Annotated in this window: 19 protein-coding genes; 10 read left to right on the top strand and 9 right to left on the bottom strand. The window is 49.3% G+C overall.

All coding sequences use genetic code 11. The features are described from left to right. Positions 1-81: 81 nt before the first annotated feature. Positions 82-2,361 carry a phosphoenolpyruvate--protein phosphotransferase gene (gene ptsP / locus JYJ62_RS09920; RefSeq protein ID WP_205342093.1) on the bottom strand — a complete coding sequence of 760 codons (2,280 nt, stop codon included), beginning with the start codon at positions 2,359-2,361 and terminating at the stop codon, positions 82-84. 37 nt (positions 2,362-2,398) lie between these two features. Then, complete coding sequence (locus JYJ62_RS09915; RefSeq protein ID WP_205342046.1) at positions 2,399-2,878, bottom strand: RNA pyrophosphohydrolase; 480 nt, start codon at positions 2,876-2,878, stop codon at positions 2,399-2,401. Between the two features lie 149 nt (positions 2,879-3,027). Between JYJ62_RS09915 and JYJ62_RS09910 the strand changes: the two genes are divergently transcribed. From JYJ62_RS09910 to bfr, 5 genes are all read left to right on the top strand, one after another. After that, complete coding sequence (locus JYJ62_RS09910; RefSeq protein ID WP_205342045.1) at positions 3,028-3,684, top strand: HAD family hydrolase; 657 nt, start codon at positions 3,028-3,030, stop codon at positions 3,682-3,684. Positions 3,685-3,785: 101 nt separating this feature from the next. Next, the gene (locus tag JYJ62_RS09905; protein WP_205342044.1) at positions 3,786-4,340 is read left to right on the top strand and encodes a rhodanese-like domain-containing protein; all 555 of its coding nucleotides are present in this window, start codon (positions 3,786-3,788) and stop codon (positions 4,338-4,340) included. A 463-nt stretch (positions 4,341-4,803) separates the two neighbouring features. Next, positions 4,804-5,901: a 3-deoxy-7-phosphoheptulonate synthase gene (locus JYJ62_RS09900; protein ID WP_205342043.1), complete on the top strand. Its 1,098-nt coding sequence runs from the start codon at positions 4,804-4,806 to the stop codon at positions 5,899-5,901. A 195-nt stretch (positions 5,902-6,096) separates the two neighbouring features. Beyond that, a complete protein-coding gene (locus tag JYJ62_RS09895; protein ID WP_205342042.1) occupies positions 6,097-6,303 on the top strand; it encodes a (2Fe-2S)-binding protein in 207 nt (68 codons plus the stop codon). A 104-nt stretch (positions 6,304-6,407) separates the two neighbouring features. After that, positions 6,408-6,884 carry a bacterioferritin gene (gene bfr, locus JYJ62_RS09890; protein WP_205342041.1) on the top strand — a complete coding sequence of 159 codons (477 nt, stop codon included), beginning with the start codon at positions 6,408-6,410 and terminating at the stop codon, positions 6,882-6,884. Between the two features lie 48 nt (positions 6,885-6,932). On the opposite strand, the gene JYJ62_RS09885 is transcribed toward bfr, so the two are convergent. Both JYJ62_RS09885 and JYJ62_RS09880 read right to left on the bottom strand, forming a co-directional pair. Then, complete coding sequence (locus JYJ62_RS09885) at positions 6,933-8,330, bottom strand: DUF3482 domain-containing protein (protein ID WP_205342040.1); 1,398 nt, start codon at positions 8,328-8,330, stop codon at positions 6,933-6,935. Beyond that, positions 8,323-9,690, bottom strand: coding sequence for a DUF2868 domain-containing protein (locus tag JYJ62_RS09880; protein ID WP_205342039.1), 1,368 nt, complete (start codon positions 9,688-9,690; stop codon positions 8,323-8,325). The genes JYJ62_RS09885 and JYJ62_RS09880 overlap by 8 nt, the downstream gene beginning before the upstream one ends. Positions 9,691-9,815: 125 nt before the next feature. Between JYJ62_RS09880 and folA the strand changes: the two genes are divergently transcribed. Further along, positions 9,816-10,328: a type 3 dihydrofolate reductase gene (gene folA, locus JYJ62_RS09875; protein WP_205342038.1), complete on the top strand. Its 513-nt coding sequence runs from the start codon at positions 9,816-9,818 to the stop codon at positions 10,326-10,328. An 8-nt stretch (positions 10,329-10,336) separates the two neighbouring features. On the opposite strand, the gene gcvH is transcribed toward folA, so the two are convergent. The 5 genes from gcvH to znuA form a co-directional block, all read right to left on the bottom strand. Beyond that, the gene (gcvH, locus tag JYJ62_RS09870; RefSeq protein ID WP_205342037.1) at positions 10,337-10,714 is read right to left on the bottom strand and encodes a glycine cleavage system protein GcvH; all 378 of its coding nucleotides are present in this window, start codon (positions 10,712-10,714) and stop codon (positions 10,337-10,339) included. Positions 10,715-10,864: 150 nt separating this feature from the next. Next, positions 10,865-11,947, bottom strand: coding sequence for a glycine cleavage system aminomethyltransferase GcvT (gcvT, locus tag JYJ62_RS09865; protein WP_205342036.1), 1,083 nt, complete (start codon positions 11,945-11,947; stop codon positions 10,865-10,867). Between the two features lie 127 nt (positions 11,948-12,074). Beyond that, positions 12,075-13,694, bottom strand: a complete 1,620-nt coding sequence (locus tag JYJ62_RS09860) for an ABC transporter permease (protein ID WP_205342035.1) — start codon at positions 13,692-13,694, stop codon at positions 12,075-12,077. A gap of 81 nt (positions 13,695-13,775) precedes the next feature. Next, positions 13,776-15,983 (bottom strand): EAL domain-containing protein, encoded by a 2,208-nt coding sequence (locus JYJ62_RS09855; protein WP_205342034.1) that lies wholly within the window; start codon positions 15,981-15,983, stop codon positions 13,776-13,778. A 307-nt stretch (positions 15,984-16,290) separates the two neighbouring features. Next, complete coding sequence (znuA, locus tag JYJ62_RS09850; protein WP_205342033.1) at positions 16,291-17,235, bottom strand: zinc ABC transporter substrate-binding protein ZnuA; 945 nt, start codon at positions 17,233-17,235, stop codon at positions 16,291-16,293. Positions 17,236-17,283: 48 nt separating this feature from the next. Here znuA and JYJ62_RS09845 point away from each other — a divergent pair, with 48 nt between their 5' ends. The 4 genes from JYJ62_RS09845 to eco all read left to right on the top strand — a co-directional run bounded on the left by JYJ62_RS09845 (position 17,284) and on the right by eco (position 19,915). After that, positions 17,284-17,775, top strand: a complete 492-nt coding sequence (locus tag JYJ62_RS09845) for a transcriptional repressor (protein WP_205342032.1) — start codon at positions 17,284-17,286, stop codon at positions 17,773-17,775. Further along, positions 17,772-18,551 (top strand): zinc ABC transporter ATP-binding protein ZnuC, encoded by a 780-nt coding sequence (gene znuC, locus JYJ62_RS09840; RefSeq protein WP_205342031.1) that lies wholly within the window; start codon positions 17,772-17,774, stop codon positions 18,549-18,551. Before JYJ62_RS09845 ends, znuC begins: the two co-directional genes overlap by 4 nt. Further along, on the top strand, positions 18,544-19,329 hold the full coding sequence (znuB, locus tag JYJ62_RS09835) for a zinc ABC transporter permease subunit ZnuB (RefSeq protein WP_205342030.1): 786 nt from the start codon (positions 18,544-18,546) through the stop codon (positions 19,327-19,329). Before znuC ends, znuB begins: the two co-directional genes overlap by 8 nt. A gap of 79 nt (positions 19,330-19,408) precedes the next feature. Beyond that, a complete protein-coding gene (gene eco, locus JYJ62_RS09830) occupies positions 19,409-19,915 on the top strand; it encodes a serine protease inhibitor ecotin (protein ID WP_232365757.1) in 507 nt (168 codons plus the stop codon). Positions 19,916-20,036: the final 121 nt, after the last annotated feature.

The following is a 20,036-nucleotide window of genomic DNA, read 5'->3' as shown; positions in this document are numbered from 1 at the left end:
AGGTCGGTTCAGTGCCGGCCTTAAACTTGTAGATATGTGAGTCGGTGGTCCTGCACTGCAGCTAAAGAAAGTTGCGCAGTGCTAAGTTTGCACGCTGGAGGCTGGGTTCAGCACTTTACTTAAGCCTAAATTACCTAATGCTAAATTCAGTGTGCTATGGATCATTTGCGGATTATCCATCGCTGATACTTCACAGAGCAAGGCTTGCGCGTGCTGTAGCGTCATTTTGCGCAGCAGCCACTTTACTTTTGGTAAGTGCGTAGAGTTCATCGATAAACTGTCAAAACCCATGGCTAGTAGCAAAACAGCAGCCACTGGGTCACCGGCCATTTCCCCACAAATACTGACTTGCTTGCCTTCTGCATGCGCGGCGCTGACCACTTGTTTAAGGGCCATTAAGACAGCAGGGTGTAAATAGTCATATAAGGCCGCGACGCGAGCATTGTTGCGATCTACCGCCAGTAAATACTGAGTTAAATCGTTAGAGCCCACAGAGATGAAATCGGCCATATGTGCCAATTCTCGGGCTTGGTAGACTGCCGATGGTACTTCAATCATTACGCCAATTTGCGGCATCTCTACGTCGAGACCTTCGCTGGTCAGCTCGCCCCAAGCACGATGAATCAAATGTTGGGCATCATCTAATTCGTGTACCCCAGAGATCATCGGCAACAAAATACGTAGATTGTTTAAGCCAGCGCTGGCTTTAATCATCGCTCGCACTTGTACTAAGAAAATCTCTGGGTGATCCAGTGTGATACGAATCCCACGCCAACCCAAATAGGGGTTACTTTCTTTAATGGGAAAATAGCTCAGCGGTTTATCACCACCAATATCTAAGGTGCGCATGGTCACGGGCAGAGGATGGAAGGCTTCTAGTTGTTCACGGTACATCTGTACTTGCTCGCTTTCACTGGGGAAGCGTGAAGAGCCCATAAAGGCCACTTCTGAGCGATACAGTCCCACCCCTTCAGCGCCACGTTGTTGCGCGCGTTTAACATCTGCGAGCAAGCCGGTATTGACCCACAAGGGCAGGTGATGACCGTCTAACGTGACGCAAGGTAAGCTGCGTAAGCTGTCTAAGTCTTTACTGATTAAGCGCTCTTCTTCAACCACCTCAGCGTATTGCTGGCGCAGCAAAGCGCTAGGGTTGGTAAATACATCGCCGTGATAACCATCGAGAATCAGTTCAATACCATCGAGACGGGTGTAGGGTAAATCAACCGCGGCGACCACAGTGGGAATGCCCATCGCCCGGGCTAAAATAGCTACATGTGAATTGCGTGAACCCAGCACTGAAACCAAACCGACCAACTTCTCTGCAGGTACTGCACCAAGCATCGCCGGTGAGAGTTCTTCACTGACTAAGATCGTGTTATCGGGATAGATTAAGGCTTGCTGCTGTGCTTGCTGTAAATATGACAGCAAACGCCGACCTAAATCCTTAACATCTGAGGCACGCTCACGCAGGTAGTCATCATTCATATGCTCAAAGCGTTGCACATGTTCACTGACAACTTGACGCAAAGCCCCTTGCGCCCATTGCCCAGTGCGAATCACGCGAATCACATCGCCCGCCAGCGCGGTATGTTCGAGCATCATTAAATACACATCAAACAATGCGCGTTCTTGTGGGCGTAATTGCTTGGCTAAGCGCGCCGATAAGCTGCGAATATCAGCGCGAACTGATTCTAGCGCCAAGGCGAATAACTCCAGTTGTTCAGGAATATCAGTGGTGATTTTATCCGGTACCACATCTAGATCCGCTACCGGCAGTACCACCACTGCGGTTCCCAATGCTGCGCCTGGCGCACCTGGAACACCAATAAAACGTGCTTCTTGGATGCCTTTACCTTGCTTACCTAAGCCGCGAATTGAGCCTGTGGCTTCAGCGTGGGCAATCACCCCTGACAGCTGTGCGCTCATGGTGACGAGAAACGCTTCATCGCCTTCATCAAACTGACGACGCTCTTTTTGTTGCACCACTAAGACGCCAAGCACTTGGCGGTGGTGAATAATTGGCGTGCCTAAAAAAGAGGCGTAACGTTCTTCACCCGTCTCGGCAAAGTATAAAAAGCGTGGATGACTCATCGCATCTTCGAGGGTGATGGTTTCTGCACGACTACCGACTAAGCCGACTAAGCCTTCATGCGCGGCCATGCTGACCTTACCGACCGCACGTTTATTTAGGCCTTCAGTGGCCATCAACACGTAACGATCGCGATCGGCCTCATAGAGGTAGACTGAGCAGACATGGCTGTTCATCGCCACTCGCACTTGTTTGACGATAATCGCTAGCGCCGCCGGCAAATCCTTTGCGACGTTGACTTCTTGTGAGATCGTACGCAGCATATTTAGCATGCTACTGTCGGTGCGAGTCGAGTCTGACAACTTAAGGTTAATCTCGAATAGGGAGTTGATAAGCCAGCTCTTTTAAAGCTCGCCGATACACATCACGTTTAAATGCAACCACTTGCCCCAAAGGGTACCAATAACTGACCCAGCGCCAACCATCAAATTCAGGTTTTTCCGTTAGATCCATGCGCACTTGCTCGTCATTACTGCGCAAACGCAACAAAAACCATTTTTGTTTCTGACCAATACACAGTGGTTGACTGTGGGTACGCACTAAACGTTGCGGTAGGCGGTAACGCAACCAACCTCGGGTACAAGCTAGAATTTCGACATCATGTGCCTGTAAACCAATTTCTTCGTGCAGTTCACGGTATAGAGCCTCTTCGGCACTTTCATGCGGGTTAATACCGCCTTGTGGAAACTGCCAGGCATCTTGGTTAACACGTCGTGCCCAAAGCACTTGTCCGTGGTCATTAGTCAGGATGATGCCGACGTTCGGACGAAACCCATCTGAATCAATCATGCCCGCATCCTTTACTCAAAACTCAAAGTCTTATGCCATTGTTCCACAAAGCGCGCAAGGGCGGCAACGCGCTTTACTGCCTGAATGGGCAGGCGCGGAGAAAATCGTTATGCTGGGCGTTCTTTTTATCATTGATTAGGGTATTTGCCGTGCGATTGGCTATTTTTGATTTGGATAACACCTTATTAGCCGGTGATAGCGATCACCAGTGGGGCGAGTATTTATGCGCGCGTGGTTTGGTCGATGCTGACGCTTATCGAGCCAAAAATGATGGTTTTTATGCGGACTATGTTGCGGGTAAGTTGGATGTTTTGGCCTATCAAAACTTCTGCCAAGAAATCCTTGGACGTACCGACAAAGCGCAGTTGGATGAGTGGCATGCTGACTTTATGCGCGATTGCATTGAGCCGATGATCCTTGCCAAAGGTGAAGCGCTGTTAGCCAAGCACCGTGCAGCGGGTGATCTGCTGCTGATTATTACCGCGACCAACCGTTTTATTACCGCGCCAATTGCTCAGCGTTTAGGTGTGGAGCATTTAATTGCGACTGAGTGCGGTATGCAGAATGGGCAGTACACCGGTGAGTTGGTGGATGTCCCTAGTTTTCAGGCGGGTAAAATTACTCGCTTAAATGCTTGGTTGACCGAACATCAAGCCACCCTCGGCGAGAGCTACTTTTACAGTGATTCGTACAACGACTTACCCCTGCTTGAACAAGTCAGCCACCCAGTGGCTGTTGACCCTGATGATACCTTGCGTGAACTGGCTGAGCAGCGTGGTTGGACGGTACTCAGTTTGCGTGATTAAGCGCGTAGGCCAAGGCATAGTGGCGCATGGCTGATCAATAGCTGTAATTAATCTATAGTTGTGTATTATATTGATATCAACTTAATAAAGAGAGCTGGCGTATGACTCGTGTAAAAAGTTTAATCAGCGGTGTGCTGTTGTCCCTCGCTATGTGCTCTGTACAGGCGGTGGAGCTGGCCATCAGTGCTGAAGAGGCCTATGCGAAAACTCAACAAACTGCGCAGCCACTGTTGTTGGTAGACGTGCGTGATCCCGTCGAAATTATGTTTGTTGGTTTTACGGATGCGGTGGATATCAATATTCCCTTTATGACGGCCGATCGTACCCAATGGAATGCTGAACGCAATATCTTCCCTATGCAGCGTAATCCTGAGTTTGTTGCGCAAGTTAAAGCCGAACTGGCAAAGCGTGGTTGGGATGACAACACTGAAGTGATCACGATGTGCCGCTCTGGCAGTGAGCGCGGTGAGCCTAGTGCGGTTGTGTTGCGCGAGGCAGGTTTAGCCAACGCGCGCTTTATTGTTCATGGCTTCCAAGGTGATGCCCTCAGCGAAGGCCCGCAAACCGGTATGCGTTTGCAAAACGGTTGGCAGAACTCAGGTTTACCCTGGAGTCGCAGCTTAAATGGCGATAAAATTTACCGCTTGGACCGTTAAGCGAGGTTGCACTGTGAATACGCATGCCGTATGTTAATAGCATTGATTGGAGATGGTTATGTTGAATCGCAGGATTAAAATGAAGTTAGTCGTACAGCCCTATGCTGTATTGCTTAACTGTGTGCGTTCACTGAACAACTCTGTTGCGTATTATTTTTATGGGTATTGGTTTAGCCAAAGGCGCGCCTGATACTCATACAGGCGGGCCTCTTTTAACGGGTCGCCTACCACTGCTTTAGATAAACCCCGGTTGGCTTCCCACCCGGGGTTTTTTGTTTTTAGAATTTAAGTTTTAATCAGTTAAGAGGATAGGAACATGGCAATGTATGCAGTTTATCCAGAGCGTTTTGATGATTTGAGCTGGCGATTTAGCAACCACAAGCTGGCATTACCTCATTGTTTAAGACGACTTTCTCGATAAAGCCTGTGGCGCGACAGTCGCACAGGTAAGGACAAAAAATATATGAACGCTTTAAATACAGCTCTGGCATTCGATCAGCACAGCGCAACTTTAGAATCAGCGCAGGTGACCGTCTTGAATTCTCCGAGTCGCAAAACACGCGTGCTGGCCAGCCCGCAAGAACTGCGTCAGCAACTGCCTTTAAGCGCTGCATTAGCACAGCGTGTACAGCAGCAGCGCGAGCAAGTACGAGCCATTTTAAACGGTGAGGACTCCCGTCTCTTGGTCGTAATTGGCCCCTGCTCGATCCATAATATTGATGAAGCGCATGAGTATGCGCAGCGCTTGGCCGATTTATCTAGTCAGGTTTCTGAACACATGCTGTTAGCCATGCGCATTTATATTGAGAAGCCGCGTACCACCGTGGGTTGGAAAGGGCTGTTGTATGATCCGCATCTAGATGGCAGCGCCGATATGGCGCAGGGCTTGCAGTTATCTCGGCAGTTGATGTTGCAGATGTTAGAGCTGAATTTACCGGTGGCCACTGAGCTATTACAACCGTTAGCCGCGAGCTATTTTGATGATGTATTAAGCTGGGCGGCAATTGGTGCGCGTACCAGTGAATCACAAATTCACCGGGAAATGGTCAGCGGTTTAACACTGCCAGTGGGCTTCAAGAACGGTACAGACGGCAGTGTCGGTATTGCCCTCGATGCGATGCGCTCAGCCGCACATGCTCATCAGCACTTTGGTTTGGATGCGCAAGGGCGCGCAGCGTTGGTGGAAACACAAGGTAATCCAGATACTCATTTAGTTTTGCGTGGCGGTCATCAGGGTCCAAATTATGACGCGCAGAGTATTGCACAGGCTTGTGCGGCAATGCGCAAGGTCGGTTTAGAGGCTTCGTTAATGGTGGATTGCAGCCATGCTAACAGTGCTAAAAACCCGCAGTTGCAACCGCAGGTTTTACAGTCGGTATTGAGCCAACGGGCCGCGGGTGAGTGCAGTTTGCGCGCAGTGATGCTGGAAAGTAATTTAATGGATGGCCAGCAAGCACTCGGCGATAACTTACAATATGGCGTTTCCATTACTGATGGTTGCTTAGGCTGGGCTAAGACTGAGCAGATGCTCTTAGGTGCTGTGGCGATGCTGCAGAAATAACGCTGTCCGCCCCTCCACGTATGTACTGGCTCAGCGGGGTTATACAGCATACGTGGATGGCTCTTGTGTCGAGAGGGTTTTAGCTTGCTTATCTAAGCTGAGAAGCCGGCAAATAAAAATTCAAGTTGATACTTGCAATTATTGATGAGAATCATTAGCATTCAATGTAATTGTTTTACTTGCTTGGGTCTGTCTATGTATATCTGTTTATGCAAAGGTGTTACCGACCACAAAATACGTCAAGTGGTTGAAGATGGGGCACGCAGTTGGCGTGAGGTTCGTGAGGTTACGGGTTGCGGCACGCAGTGCGGTAAATGTGCCTGCTCAGCGAAAACCATCACTCAACATGCCATTAAAGACACCCTAATCGCCTCTGCCGAGGATTTGGCTTACGCTATCTAAGAGCGTTGTATCTAATTGCGTGGCTTTTAATCAGTCTTGCTATAGCTGCCTGAATTGAGTCTGCTATGCTGTGTTCATCATTCGTATTGATGAGGGCGGCAAATATGAAAGGCGATAGTAAAGTAATTGAGCACCTAAACCGTATTCTCGGTAATGAGTTGGTAGCCATTAATCAGTACTTTCTACATGCACGTATGTATAAAGACTGGGGCTTAAAAGCGCTCGCCAAGTGGGAATATAATGAGTCGATTGAGGAAATGCGTCATGCAGACACCCTGATCGAACGTATTTTATTCCTTGAGGGACTGCCTAATCTACAAGATCTTGGCAAGCTGCATATCGGTGAAAACACCCAAGAAATGCTCGCTAGCGATTTAGCTTTAGAGCATATTGCCCGTGCAGATTTACAGGCAGCCATTGCCTATTGTGAGACCGTGCAAGATTACGTCACTCGTGATTTATTCAGAAAAATTCTCGATGATGAAGAAGAGCATATTGACCAGTTAGAAACTGAACTGGGTCTGATTGAAAAAGTTGGCATTCAGAATTATTTGCAAACGCAAATGGGCGAGCCTGACTAAATCTTCGTCAGGTATTGAACCTCTTGAAGAGCAGTGTTGTGCTGCTCTTCAAGAGGTCTTATTGGTTGGCGCTGGGTTAGCTAAGCTGGCCGCTAGACGCTCAATTACCTCTGTGCGCTCTGGGGTGTGGCGTATTTTGTGGCCATTTAAACTGGACCAAGCAGGGTAGGCTCGCGCGGTTATTAAAGGTTGTGCCAATTCACCTTCACGCCATTGTTGCTCTAGCGGTGTATTCATTTGAATGCGTTGTTGTGCGGCATGTCCACGCAGTTCTAAAGCGTTGAGCAAGCGCTGCTGACGAATTGCCAACAAACGTAAGGTGCTGTCATTCACCGTCAGCTCACGTTCGCCGCGCCATTTACCTTTTAAGCGCTCGCCATAGTTACGAAAGGTCTGGGTGAGGCCGCCAACTGCGGCACCCACCACTGTCGCCATCCCTAAACTTAAACCGCCGGTGAGTAGATCAATACCGACACCTGTGGCGGCTCCCGCGGCCATCCCGCCGCCGACTTTCACGCCGACTTGCTTCATGGTGGCGGGGTTAAATAAATCATCACCCCAGCGGCCTTCTTCAAGCGGTAGAGCATTGGCTTTGGCATCATCTTTACGAAAGGCATACAGCTTTAATAATGCCTCAACACAGAGCTGTTCACGCTGGCGCACATCCTGATGCAGGCTTTCGATGGCCGTACTGAGCTGAGTAGGGTGCACGCTGCGTCGGCAGGCGCTGACATCAATCAGTAATTCGGCAATTAAACGGTAACCTGCGCGACGGCGCAGCTGTACTTGCGCTAGGTTGTAGTCAATTAAACGTTGCAGGCGTGGACGCTGACTGTCGAGGACGAGGCCTAGGTTTTCATACAAGCGCTGCTCGCCATCCTGTGGCGGCGCGACACTGTCAAAACGCACAACGGCATGCAGACCGATACGCGCGAGCATGTCACGCCAGAGTGATTCGCGTTGCTCAACAGCATTAACAAAGTTTAAAACAGGCAAGATCGGCTTGCCACACATGCTTAGAATGGCTAACTCATCGCGGTACTTGGCCAAGACTGGCTCACGCGCATCAATCACATAAAGGCCCGCATCGGACTGCAGTAATTGGCGGAGTACTTTGGCTTCTTGCTCAAAACGTTGTCGAGCTTCGCTACTGTTAAGAAAGCGCTGTACCTGCTCTGGGCCATCGAGACGCTCACCGGCTTGTCCAAGTTGTTCAATATACTCATACAGCGCCACAGCATCTTCAAAGCCGGGTGTGTCATAGAGTTCAATCAAGGCTTCGCCATCGACGGATAAGCGCACGCCTTCCACATGTTGAGTGGTGCTGGGGCGATGTGAGACCGCACCAAAACCGACATCACGGGTTAAGGTGCGCAGTAATGAGGTTTTGCCCACATTAGTGTGGCCGACTACCGCGAGTTTTAACGGTACGGATTGTTCACTCATCGCCATGCTCCAACCACGCCCAGGGGGCGGAACGACTGTGCGTCAATTTTAATTTATCCAGTTGTTCTTGCCAGTCGTTTAAACGTTCAACAGTCACCTCAGTTGGCAGTAGCCACATTCGCGTTTGTGCTGCTGTGCGCGATAACTCCGCGATTAAATGCAGGGTGCCGCGGTCAGCTGAGCGTTGCGGATTGCAGGCAATTAACAGGCGCGCCGGCGGATTGGCCGTCAGCTGCTCAAGGATTTGCTGGCGTTGCTCACGGCTGTCGATAATCCCTGCGTCCAGCACCGTGGCTGGATGCTCTGGCGGCCAGCTGATACTGTCATCCAATTCAATCGCGAGGAGCAGCGCTGCTTGCCCGCTTAATTGTGAGCCTATCGCGCTGCTGGGCAGCTTGTCCGGTGCCGCATCGATAATGCCTAAGCGTTCGCTACTGGGTTGCACGCGTTGCTGGAAAACTTGCCAGAGTGGATCGCTAGGATCAAGCTCTAAGCGCTTGATGCCACGCCGCCAACGCCATTCGCAGAGCATACTGCACAGCAGGCGCGGGAGAATGCCGTAGATTAACAGCGTACCCAGCAACCAGCTGGCCCAAATATGTCGAGCCTGTTCCGTGGCCAATGCGCTCATACCACTGCTGCGGATCAGGTCGCTGTCTGGCACGGCAAAGCCGAGCCATGCTGCTGGACGGCCAAGGCTGTTGACCAGCAGTACAAAAGAATCACTGGCGACAATAGTCGACTCCCAAACAAAGCCATAGCGGCGTGTCGCTAGCAGTGCCACTAAACTGAGTAAAGCGCTGGATAAGGTCAACAGCCACCAGCCGTGTAATAGACGTCCTAAACCCCAGCGCAGCAGATGATGACGTTGCAGTAACACCAATAAGGCCGGCGCCAGTTGTGCCGCCTTCGCATCGCGAGCGAGCTTATTACTTAGCCATAGCCAGACTTGACTGAGTGGCGAGTTGGCTTGCCGGGAAAATACCATGCTGAAACACCACAGCAATAAACTCAGTAGATTTAAGCCGATCAGACCGGCCAGCGCCCAGAAAATATTAATTGTTTGTGGTGCACCACTGAGTGCTGTTTTGGCCAGAATAATACCGGATACTATTGCGCTGATGATTAATAACCATACTGCGAGCCTAGCACCTTGTAACCAATGCTGCATCGCGCTAACAAGGCCATCGCGCTGCGCTAGAAACAAACCGCGCACCTGTAGACGTTGAGCCAGTGAACCTGGCGTCGCGCGCGCTGTGCGACAGGCCTCGCTGTCTTCGAGCAGACCGGTTTGCTCCTCGCGTAAACGTACAGTTTCGCACAGCCAGAGTGTTTGTAAGGGTGAGAGTGAGTCAGTCACAAGCCTTCCATTGAGTCACGGTAATGTCACTATTGTGCCTGATAATGCGCTCTTAATAACGCTAATGCAGAGTAAATCCTTTAAGATACAACAATAGGCTTAGACATTCTTGAGGAACCATCTGTATGCAAGATTCATTGCCAGTAAGTTTGATTGTCGCGGCAACGCGCAATCAAGTGATTGGTCGCGACAATCAAATGCCATGGCATTTACCTGCTGATTTACGCTATTTCAAACAACAGACCCTAGGTAAGCCCATTATTATGGGGCGCAAAACCTGGGAGTCACTGGGCCGGCCGCTGCCAGGACGTTTAAATATAGTGATCAGTCGCCAGGCCGATGTTGAGCTGACGGGGGCAGACGTCTTTGCCGACCTTGAGGCCGCTATCCAGCGTGGTCAAGAGTGGGCCGCCGAGCAGGGTGTTGACGAAGTGATGGTGATTGGCGGCGGACAGCTTTACCAGCAAGCGCTAAAATTGGCGCAACGGGTCTATTTAACCCGTATTGACCTTGAACTCGAAGGGGATACGTTTTTCCCCGTGCTGGATGCACAGCAATGGCGCCAGACAGATGCACAAGCGCATCCAGCTCAAGATCAACAGCCGGGTTATACTTTTGAGGTGTGGCAGCGCACGTAGAGCAATGCTTAGCAAATGGCCTGATAGCCGTCAGCATCTAACAACTGTTGCAACTCGCTAGGGTTGCTCGGTTGTAAACGGTAAAACCAGCTTTGGTACGGATGCGTATTAACGCCTTCTGGTACTTCAGTTAAGCCGTCATTGACAGCAATCACGGTGCCGCTGATTGGCGCATGAATATCTGACGCAGCCTTAACGGATTCGACCACACCAATAGGCTGGCCTGCGCTCAGGTTGCTATCCAGTGCGGGCAACTCTAGAAATACGATGTCACCGAGCGCTTCTTGGGCGTGATCGGTAATACCGACGGTAACTGTGCCATCCGTCTCTAGACGTGCCCATTCGTGAGTACTGGCATAACGTAAGTCTGCAGGGATTGTGCTCATAGTTTTTATTTCCTTAACAGGTGCAATGCGGTTTTTATAAGTCTATGCGCTGTTGGACAGTTAGCTTGTCAGCATAAGCTTAAGCATAGTTGAGCTTAAAACAGCGCTTGATACAGTGATTTATAGGCTATTGGCGCTCTGCGCACAAGATCAAATAAGAATCTTTCCATCACGAACAAAGCGCGGCTTAACAATCCGCACCGGGAACCATTTGTGGCGAATTTCTACTTCGCCACGATCACCAGTGTCCATCGGTACTCGCGCCAAAGCGATAGCTTTACCTAGGGTTGGTGAAAAACTGCCGCTGGTAATCACACCGGTAATTTGGTCATTAATACGTACTGGCTGACCCGCACGTAATACCCCGCGCTCCTCAAGAACTAAACCGACTAGTTTTTCAGTGATACCGTTATCACGCTGTACCTGTAAAGCATTACGACCAATAAAATCACGGGATTCAGGGTGCCAGCAAATCAGCTCGCCCATATTGGCAGTCAGCGGAGAGACCTGTTCATTGGTGTCAAAGCCATATAAGTTAAAACCCGCCTCTAAACGCAAGGTGTCACGGGCACCGATACCAATCGGTGCAATACCTGCGCCGACTAATTCATTGATAAAGTCGATCGCTTGCTTGGCGGGTAGCATAATTTCGATGCCATCCTCACCGGTATAGCCGGTGCAGGAAATCAGCCAGTCACCGTCTATTACTGCATCATGATGCTCTAAGGTTTGAATCAGGTTGGCGCGTGATGAGCTTAAAATACTGGCAAGGCGTTGACGTGCGAGCGGGCCTTGAATGGAAAATAGGCATAAATCGTTACGCCACCGTACAGAGCAAGCAAAGTTTTTTGCATGCTGCTCGAGCCACAATTGCACCCGCTCACGGGTTAGCGCATTGCTGACGAGGCGATAACCGCTGTCAGTACGAAACACCATTGCATCATCAATAATACCACCTTGCTCATTAAGCAGAAGGCTATGCTGTGCGCGACCGATAGCGTCTAAAAGAGCCACATCATTACTGAGTAGATGCTGCAAAAATGCTTGGGTTTGTGTGCCTTGAATATCAAAAATACTCATATGGGAAATATCAAACACGCCGCATTCTTTGCGTACGTGGTGATGTTCTTCCACTTGCGAGCCGTAATGTAACGGCATATCCCAGCCATTAAAATCAACCATTTTTGCACCGAGGGCCAGGTGCATATCATACAGAGGGGTACGCAATCCCATGGGATCTCCTAACCGGCCAAACGCAGTGTTTGTACCTGTGGGTAATTCAATCGGTACATAGTGTAGCGAGCTTAGAGACGCGCTGCACCGATGATTGTAAGTATAGACCGTATTGCCAGTTACTGTATTAGTGCCCTGGACGATACGCTGAGCGACGAATCAACAGAATCACTGGTAACAGACCTACTAGCACTAAAGTGAGCGCAGGTAAGGACGCTCGTGCCCATTCACCTTCGCTGGTCATTTCAAAAATACGTACGGATAAGGTATCCCAGCCAAAAGGGCGCATCAGCAAAGTGGCGGGCATTTCCTTAAGTACATCGACAAATACTAATAAGGCCGCCGATAAACTGCCGGGTAACAATAAAGGTAAATATACGCGGCGAAAGAGAGGCACGCCACTGACACCTAAACTGCGTGAGGCTTCTGGTAAGGACGGTTTAATTCGAGCTAAGGCTCCTTCGAGTGGGCCGTGAGCCACCGCCATAAAGCGAATAACATAAGTGAGTAACAATGCACTTAAACTGCCCAACAAAATCGGCCGTCCTGCGCCACCGAGCCATGTGGATAAAGGAATGATCGCGTGCTCATCTAAATAACTGAAGGCGAGCATCAGCGCAACGGCCAACACCGAGCCGGGTAGGGCATAGCCTAAATTAGCAAAACCAACCAGTGCGTGCATACGGCGTGTTGCCGTCATACGTTTAGCAAATGCCAGTAATAAAGCGGCTGAAACGGTCAATGCTGCGGCCATTAAACCTAAATAGAGAGTGTGAGTAATCAACGCGGTATAGCGCTCATCTAAATCAAAACGGCCACGTTGCCAAAACCATGCCAGTAATTGTAAAACTGGGATGACGAAAGCGCAGAGAAAGACTAAACCGCACCAACTTGATGCCAACACCGCTTTCCAGCCCTTCAATGTATACAAGGCTTTACCGCGTGGGCGCTCATTGCTGGGACGTATCGCACCGCGTGCGCGTTGCTCAGCAAACAGTAAGACAGCAACAAACAACAACAGCAAGCTGGCCAACTGTGTGGCACTGGATAAACTAAAAAAACCGTACCAAGTTTTATAAATGGCAGTGGTAAAGGTATCGAAGTTAAATACCGATACGGCACCGAAATCTGCCAAAGACTCCATCAATGCCAGGGCGACACCGGCACCAATAGCAGGCCGTGCAACGGGTAACGCCACTCGCCAAAAAGCTTGCCAAGGGGTTAAACCCAAGACCCGCGCTGCTTCCATAAAACCTTTGCCTTGTGCTAAAAATGCCGTGCGAGCCAGCAGATAGACGTATGGGTAAAAGACTAAAGTGAAAACAATAATTACACCGCCAGTGGAGCGCACCCTAGGGAACTGTATTCCACTGCCCAGCCACTCTCGGAGTAAGGTTTGCACCGGGCCAGAAAAATCCAATAAGCCGACAAAAACAAAAGCCAGCACATAAGCAGGAATCGCGAAAGGTAGCATTAAAGCCCAGTCTAGCCAGCGCCGCCCGGGAAACTCACAGAGACTGGTTAACCACGCTAAACTGACACCTAAGAGGATGACACCTACGCCAACACCACCGATCAGTATCGCTGTATTAGAGATCAGGCGTACCATTTGTGTTTCCCACAAATGACTCCAGATCTGCGTATCGACAGAGTGCCAACTCAATAATAAAACGCTGATCGGTAAACAGACTAGCGCGGCAAAAAATAAGGCAATGGGATACCAGCGACGTTGGGCAGGGAGGGCCAAAAGAAAACCTCGTTCATCAGTAACGTTTTAACAACACTGCGCAGTATAACCGCCTGATTTAATTTTGCTGCTTTATACTTTCTACGAGCGGCTACTTATTAGTGTCGTAAACTGCTCTGCGCTTAATGGATCGCTGAGTAAATAGCCTTGTGCAAACTCGCATTGCCGGCCTTTAACAAACGATAATTGGTAAGGAGACTCAATACCTTCAGCAATCACTTTTAGATTGAGACTATGTCCTAAGCTGATAATCGCTTGGCCAATATCTTTGTTTAAACTGTCTTTTAAAGAGTGGCTGATTAAGCTTTTATCCACTTTAATGATGTCCAGAGGGAAGCGCTTCAGATAGCCGAGGGGAGCATGGCCCATACCAAAATTATCCAGAGCAATTTGTATCCCCATCATGCTGAGCTCGCGCAAATTAGCTAACGACTGTGAACATTCAGGTTTTAAATGATTTTCAGCGATTTCGATAATCAGATAAGAGGCGGCTAAACCGCTGGATTCAAGTGCGGTTTTAACTAAAGAAACGAGGTGAGCGCTGCGTAACTGCTTATAGGAAAGGTTCACTGAACAGTGCAATTGCGGCATGAAGCTTTGCTGCCACTGACGCACGGCAGCGCAGGCTGATTTTAAGACCCATGCGCCAACGGCAAGAATTTCATCAGATTGCTCGAGGAGGTCAAGAAAGTTTTGTGGCCTGTAACAGTGACCATCATGATGCCAGCGCAATAACGCCTCAACGGCATAAATGCTGCTAGAGTTCTGTTCGGAGTCTTGAGAGAGGTTGTAAATGGGTTGATAAAGCACTTCAAACTGCTGATTCGATAGCCCTTGTGTCAATGCTGCTTGTTTGCTTTGTAGGGCTTGTGCGGCTGCTTGCATGTCTTGAGTGTAGTGCGCGAACTGTGCTTTACCTGCCATTTTCGCTTGATATAACGCCAAATCGGCGGCTTGCAATAGCTCGCTGGCGGGCGTGTCATGTGGCAACACGGTAATACCTATACTGGCACTGACTGAGAGAATATAACCATTAATACGCAGCGCTGAGGATAAACTGTCGAGCATGCGTTGTGCGACATGTTCAGCGTCCTTTAAACAGGCTAGATCATCTAATAACACCACGAACTCATCACCACCAAAACGAGCGATATGGTCACCCGGGCGTAAACATTTTTGTAAGCGATTCGCGATCTCGATCAGTAAGTAATCGCCGGACTTATGACCGTAATTGTCATTAACCTGCTTAAAATTATCTAAATCAATAAATAATAGAGCCGTTTCCCGCGTCCCTGCTTGCTGAGTACGTTGCATGGAGTCTTGCAGCAGTTGATCCAAGCGACGACGATTGGCTAAGCCTGTTAGAGGATCATGAAAGGCCGCATAGGTCATATTCTGTTGCTGTTCTTTGCGCTCATGAATATCCGCTTGCGAGCCTGAGAGTAGCTGTCGGCCCATTTGGGTTTTATTAGCAAAACCACGTAATAAAACCCAAATATAGTCGCCGTTCTTTTTACGGATGCGATACTCACAATCTAAAAATTTACTGTGTCCGCTTAAATGCTTACCCAAGGCTTTACGTACGAGTGGTAGGTCTTCGGGATGCATCCGAGCGAACCAGTTGCCACTATTATGCGAACCGAATTCCTCCGCGCTCAGCTCCAACATTTCAAGCCAACGGCTGGATAAGAGCAGTTGGTCATTCGCAATATCCCACTCCCATAAACCGTCGTTAGCGCCATACATCGTGCGCTCAAAACGAGCTTGGTTTTCTTTTAGTTGTTGTTTGTGTGCCGCACAATAGCCTTCAAGCACTAAGGACATATCCAAAAATACAGCTTTAATCAGACTAGAAAATTGCTGTATTTGACGCGGTTCGCTACACAATGCTTTAAGCATCGTATCTAAATAAAGACGCTGAGTACTCAGATACCAGAGCGGTGTTAAATCAGCTGACTGATATTCGAGTCCGACTTGTAATTGTTGGCGTATATAGTCGTCGTTATGGATATTTTGCCATAATTGCTGATTATCCCAGGCTTGCTTGAGTTGCAAACTCTCAGTATTAGCAACAGTTTTGAGCTGCTGTACTGCTTCGGGGAATGAGGCAAAGTGGGCATCTAACTGCTGAATAAAGTCCGATTGTGCTTGCTGTATGGTGTGTGCAGCCTCGCTCAAGTGCAGCGGGTCATCAGCCTGCCAGCCTAGCAGGTGTTCGCGTTCGCGCAGTGCTTGATGGTTCAAATCAATACTGGCGATCAGCGCGTTGATCTTTTCCTTAGAAAGCATAGTGCTCCTTTACCGCAATGGCTTGGCAGGTATGACAGTAGATGCTGCTAGATTGATCCTCGCTGAGGATGACAAGCACGTTGGACTGTCAGTCGCTATGTTTAATCGGTTGTGGCTAATGGCCATTATCATAGCGTGATTCAAAGCGCAGTTGCCACAATTTGCCGGATAAAGCTTAGGACGGTTGCCCGGTGATGGCCCCAGGCTGCAACGATGAGGATTTATCGACTGGCAAACTCAGCAGGCGTGAGCGCCCTAAGGCATGCCTGCTGAGTTTTTAAGTTATTGCGGGTGGGCTATTCGGTTTTTATAAGGCTGATAAACAAGCAGAAAATTGCAGGGCCAAGTTTTCCAGTAGTTGCTCATAACCTTTAGAAGAGACGGCGACGGTTGCACCTAAGGCATCCAGTTCAGCTAAGGTCACCGGTAAGCCATCAGCCAAGGTATGGGCAAGACGAGGCTGGATCGGTGGTTCGCTAAACACACAGCTGGGGCCTGCTTGCTGTAAACGGGTGCGCATTTGATGCACATGCTTTGCCCCAGGTTGCAGCTCGCCGGATAAGGCAAACACGCCCGCATGCTGTAAACCATAAGCGTGCTCAAAGTAGTTGAATGCCTCATGAAAGACGAAGAATGATTTATCCTGCAGAGGCTCTAGCTGAGCTTTTAGCTGTTGATCGAGGTGCTCTAAACGCTGAGTAAAAGCATGTAGATTGGCTGCATATAGTTTGGCATGGGCTGGGTCACGTTCGCTTAAATCAGCGCTGATGCGCTGCGCGATCACCGCTGCATTATGTGGCAATAACCACAGGTGGGTGTCAACTGTGCCGGGTTGGTGGGCGTGATCATGCGCAATAACGTCGTGTTCATGCGGGTCTGCATGTGCATCGGCATGCTGGTGATCGTCGCCGAAATATTGCAGATGTAACTCTGGTAAGCTTTGTACCGCGACGCTTAACTGGCTGCGTTGCTTGAGTAGACGCGGTAAAAAGTTCTCAAGATCGGGACCAATCCAGTAAAATAAGTCTGCTTTATCTAAACGCTTGGCATCGGAAGGGCGCAGCACAAAATAATGCGGTGAGGCGCCAGGCGGTAGTAGTACTTGCGGTTTGCCCTGACCATCTTGAATGGCCGCAGCAATCAGCTGTAAGGGTTTAATACTGGTTAAAATCTGCACTTGCGCCTGAGCACTGATGCCCCATAAAGATAAACAGCCGATCAGCAAGAAACGAAACACTGCAGTACACTCCATTAGTAAAGGGTAATATAATAACGTCTCTTCAAGAAGGATGCTGCTGTTATGTTAAAAACATCAACGCTGTGCCACTCACATGATCATCATAAACACTGCATCAGCCAAGCACTCGAGTCTGCAGAAGCGCTGTGTACGCAACGTGGTGTCCGCTTAACGCCTTTGCGTAAGCGCGTTTTAGAGTTGGTTTGGCAAAGTCACAAGCCACTGGGTGCTTACGACATATTAGATATGTTGAGTCGTGAAGATGGCCGCCGCGCCGCGCCGCCAACTGTCTATCGTGGTTTAGATTTTTTATTAGAGAACGGCTTGATTCATCGTTTGGCCTCACTTAATGCTTATATTGGCTGCAGCCACCCTGAAGTACCTCATGAAGGCTATTTTATGATCTGCAAACACTGCAATAACGCCTATGAGCTGGCTCAGCATTCTACGATTGATACTGCTATTGCAGCCGAAGCTGAGCAAATGGGCTTTGCTGTAGAAACACAGATGGTCGAAATTCTCGGTACCTGTGCTGCCTGTCGAGCGGCCGTATGAAGCCGTCAGTATTACTGCGTGCCGAGCATTTAAATTTATCACTATCTGAGCAGAGCGTTTTAATCGACGTCAGTCTTGAGCTGGCGGCGGGTGAGATTGTTACTATCGTGGGGCCCAATGGCTCAGGTAAAACTTCATTGGTACGCGTACTCCTCGGTTTGCTTGAGTCTGATTCGGGGAGCGTGTGGCGAGCGCCTAACTTGCGTATTGGTTACATGCCGCAAAAGCTTGAAGTGCACTCAACCTTACCTCTATCGGTACTGCGTTTTTTACGTTTAGTACCGGGCGTCAGTCGTGATGACGTCATTTCGGCATTGACTGAAGTGGGTGCAGCGAAAGTGTTAAACAGTCCCTTGCAGCGTATTTCCGGTGGTGAGTTGCAACGGGTGCTGCTGGCGCGTGCTTTATTGCGTAAACCGCAGTTGCTGGTGCTGGATGAGCCGGTACAAGGTGTCGATGTCAATGGGCAGCTTGAGCTGTACCATTTGATTGGTCAGCTGCGTGATCGCTATGGCTGTGGTGTGCTGATGATTTCGCATGATTTGCATTTGGTGATGCGTGCCACCGATCGAGTGATTTGCTTAAACCGTCACGTGTGTTGCTCAGGTCTACCAGAGCAAGTCAGCAGCGATCCTGCCTTTGTCGAGTTATTTGGCTCGCGTGCGGCCAGTGATCTCGCCGTTTATCACCATGATCACGATCATAAGCATGATTTACATGGCTGTGTACTCACACCAAAATCTCACCAACATGGGCCGGACTGTACACATGCCTGATTTTCTTTTATATGCATTATGCGCAGGATTATTTTTAGCGCTTGTCGCTGGACCGTTAGGTGCGTTTGTGGTGTGGCGACGCATGGCTTATTTTGGCGATACCTTGGCCCACTCGGCGCTGTTTGGTGTGGCGCTAGGCTTGTTGTTTGATATTAATCTGGCGCTGGCGGTGATTGTCGGTTGTTTGTTGCTAGCCTTTGTTTTAGTGGCTCTGCAGCGCCGTCAACCATTAGCCTCAGACACCATCTTAGGGATTCTAGCGCACAGTACCTTATCGTTAGGCTTGGTGACTTTAAGTTTTATGGAGTCAGTACGTGTTGACTTGATGGGCTATTTATTTGGTGATTTGCTAGCCGTTAGCGCCCTTGATTTAGTCTGGATCGGCGTTGGTAGTGTTGTGGTTTTGCTTTGTATTATTGCCCTATGGCGACCGCTACTGGCGATTACCGTGCATGAAGAGCTGGCACAGGTCGAAGGCTTGCCGGTGGCTAAGCTACGTTTGGTATTGATGGTATTGATGGCATTGGTGATTGCTGTCGCGATGAAAATTGTTGGCGTACTATTAATTACCTCCTTGCTAATTATTCCTGCCGCCGCAGCACAACGGCATGCGCGCAGTCCTGAGCAAATGGCGATAGGCGCAACACTGATTGGGATGTGTGCTGTTTGTGCCGGTTTGACGCTGTCATGGCACTACGATACGCCAGCTGGACCCTCAATTGTGGTCTGTGCAGCAGCGTTATTTTTAACCAGTTTTATCGTGCCGCGCCGTCGCTAACCATGACCTATGCTTGAACTGTCACGGTCAGGCGCGGTCTCATTAATTAACAAAATAGATGATTTAAGGATTCTGTAGGATGAATAAGGTACTTACCATGACGCTTATCGCAGCGCTGTCTAGCGCTACGGCTGCGTGTGCAGTCGGGCCCAATAAACACGTTGATTTAATTCCTGAGCTAAAAGATGTTGCACCTTATCCTGCTGCCCAAGAAGGGCAAACACGCCACGTGATTTGGCTTGACGAAAAAGAGAATGAAGATTTATTTAAAGTTGAGTTACTGCCCGGTCAAGTGATGCTCACCGATTGTAATACTCGCGGTTTAGTTGCGACTTTAACCATTAAAGACTTGCCCGGTTGGGGCTACACCTACTATGAAGTAGAAAATGTAAATGGACCTGTTAGCACACTGATGGCGTGTCCTGAAGGCACTGAAAAAGAAGACTTTGTTGCCGCACAAGGTGATAGCTTTACCCTACGTTACAACAGTAAATTACCCATCGTAGTCTACGCACCAAAAAATCTTGAAGTGCGCTACCGTATTTGGACGGGCGGCCAGCAATTACAGTCAGCAAAGGCTGAGTAACCCCCTCAACATCAGGCTCAGCACAGTCTAAGCTTGTTGAGCTTTGTTTGTGTTGAGTGTGCTGTACCTTCTGCATCATTACAGAGCAGTGTAGACTGCCAGCTGTTTTGTAGGCAGGGGG

Origin of the sequence: Denitrificimonas caeni (assembly GCF_905120345.1) — a bacterium.
GTDB classification, from domain to species: domain Bacteria; phylum Pseudomonadota; class Gammaproteobacteria; order Pseudomonadales; family Pseudomonadaceae; genus Denitrificimonas; species Denitrificimonas caeni_A.
Note: the sequence above shows the minus strand (reverse complement) of the source record. Positions and strands in the feature narration are given on the sequence as shown.

Coding starts and splice junctions, on each gene's coding strand:
- ptsP (WP_205342093.1), bottom strand. CDS start 2,361: ATGCTAAATATGCTGCGTACGATCTCACAAGAAGTCAACGTCGCAAAG.
- JYJ62_RS09915 (WP_205342046.1), bottom strand. CDS start 2,878: ATGATTGATTCAGATGGGTTTCGTCCGAACGTCGGCATCATCCTGACT.
- JYJ62_RS09905 (WP_205342044.1), top strand. CDS start 3,786: ATGACTCGTGTAAAAAGTTTAATCAGCGGTGTGCTGTTGTCCCTCGCT.
- JYJ62_RS09900 (WP_205342043.1), top strand. CDS start 4,804: ATGAACGCTTTAAATACAGCTCTGGCATTCGATCAGCACAGCGCAACT.
- JYJ62_RS09895 (WP_205342042.1), top strand. CDS start 6,097: ATGTATATCTGTTTATGCAAAGGTGTTACCGACCACAAAATACGTCAA.
- bfr (WP_205342041.1), top strand. CDS start 6,408: ATGAAAGGCGATAGTAAAGTAATTGAGCACCTAAACCGTATTCTCGGT.
- JYJ62_RS09885 (WP_205342040.1), bottom strand. CDS start 8,330: ATGAGTGAACAATCCGTACCGTTAAAACTCGCGGTAGTCGGCCACACT.
- folA (WP_205342038.1), top strand. CDS start 9,816: ATGCAAGATTCATTGCCAGTAAGTTTGATTGTCGCGGCAACGCGCAAT.
- gcvH (WP_205342037.1), bottom strand. CDS start 10,714: ATGAGCACAATCCCTGCAGACTTACGTTATGCCAGTACTCACGAATGG.
- gcvT (WP_205342036.1), bottom strand. CDS start 11,947: ATGGGATTGCGTACCCCTCTGTATGATATGCACCTGGCCCTCGGTGCA.
- JYJ62_RS09855 (WP_205342034.1), bottom strand. CDS start 15,983: ATGCTTTCTAAGGAAAAGATCAACGCGCTGATCGCCAGTATTGATTTG.
- znuA (WP_205342033.1), bottom strand. CDS start 17,235: ATGGAGTGTACTGCAGTGTTTCGTTTCTTGCTGATCGGCTGTTTATCT.
- JYJ62_RS09845 (WP_205342032.1), top strand. CDS start 17,284: ATGTTAAAAACATCAACGCTGTGCCACTCACATGATCATCATAAACAC.
- znuC (WP_205342031.1), top strand. CDS start 17,772: ATGAAGCCGTCAGTATTACTGCGTGCCGAGCATTTAAATTTATCACTA.
- znuB (WP_205342030.1), top strand. CDS start 18,544: ATGCCTGATTTTCTTTTATATGCATTATGCGCAGGATTATTTTTAGCG.
- eco (WP_232365757.1), top strand. CDS start 19,409: ATGAATAAGGTACTTACCATGACGCTTATCGCAGCGCTGTCTAGCGCT.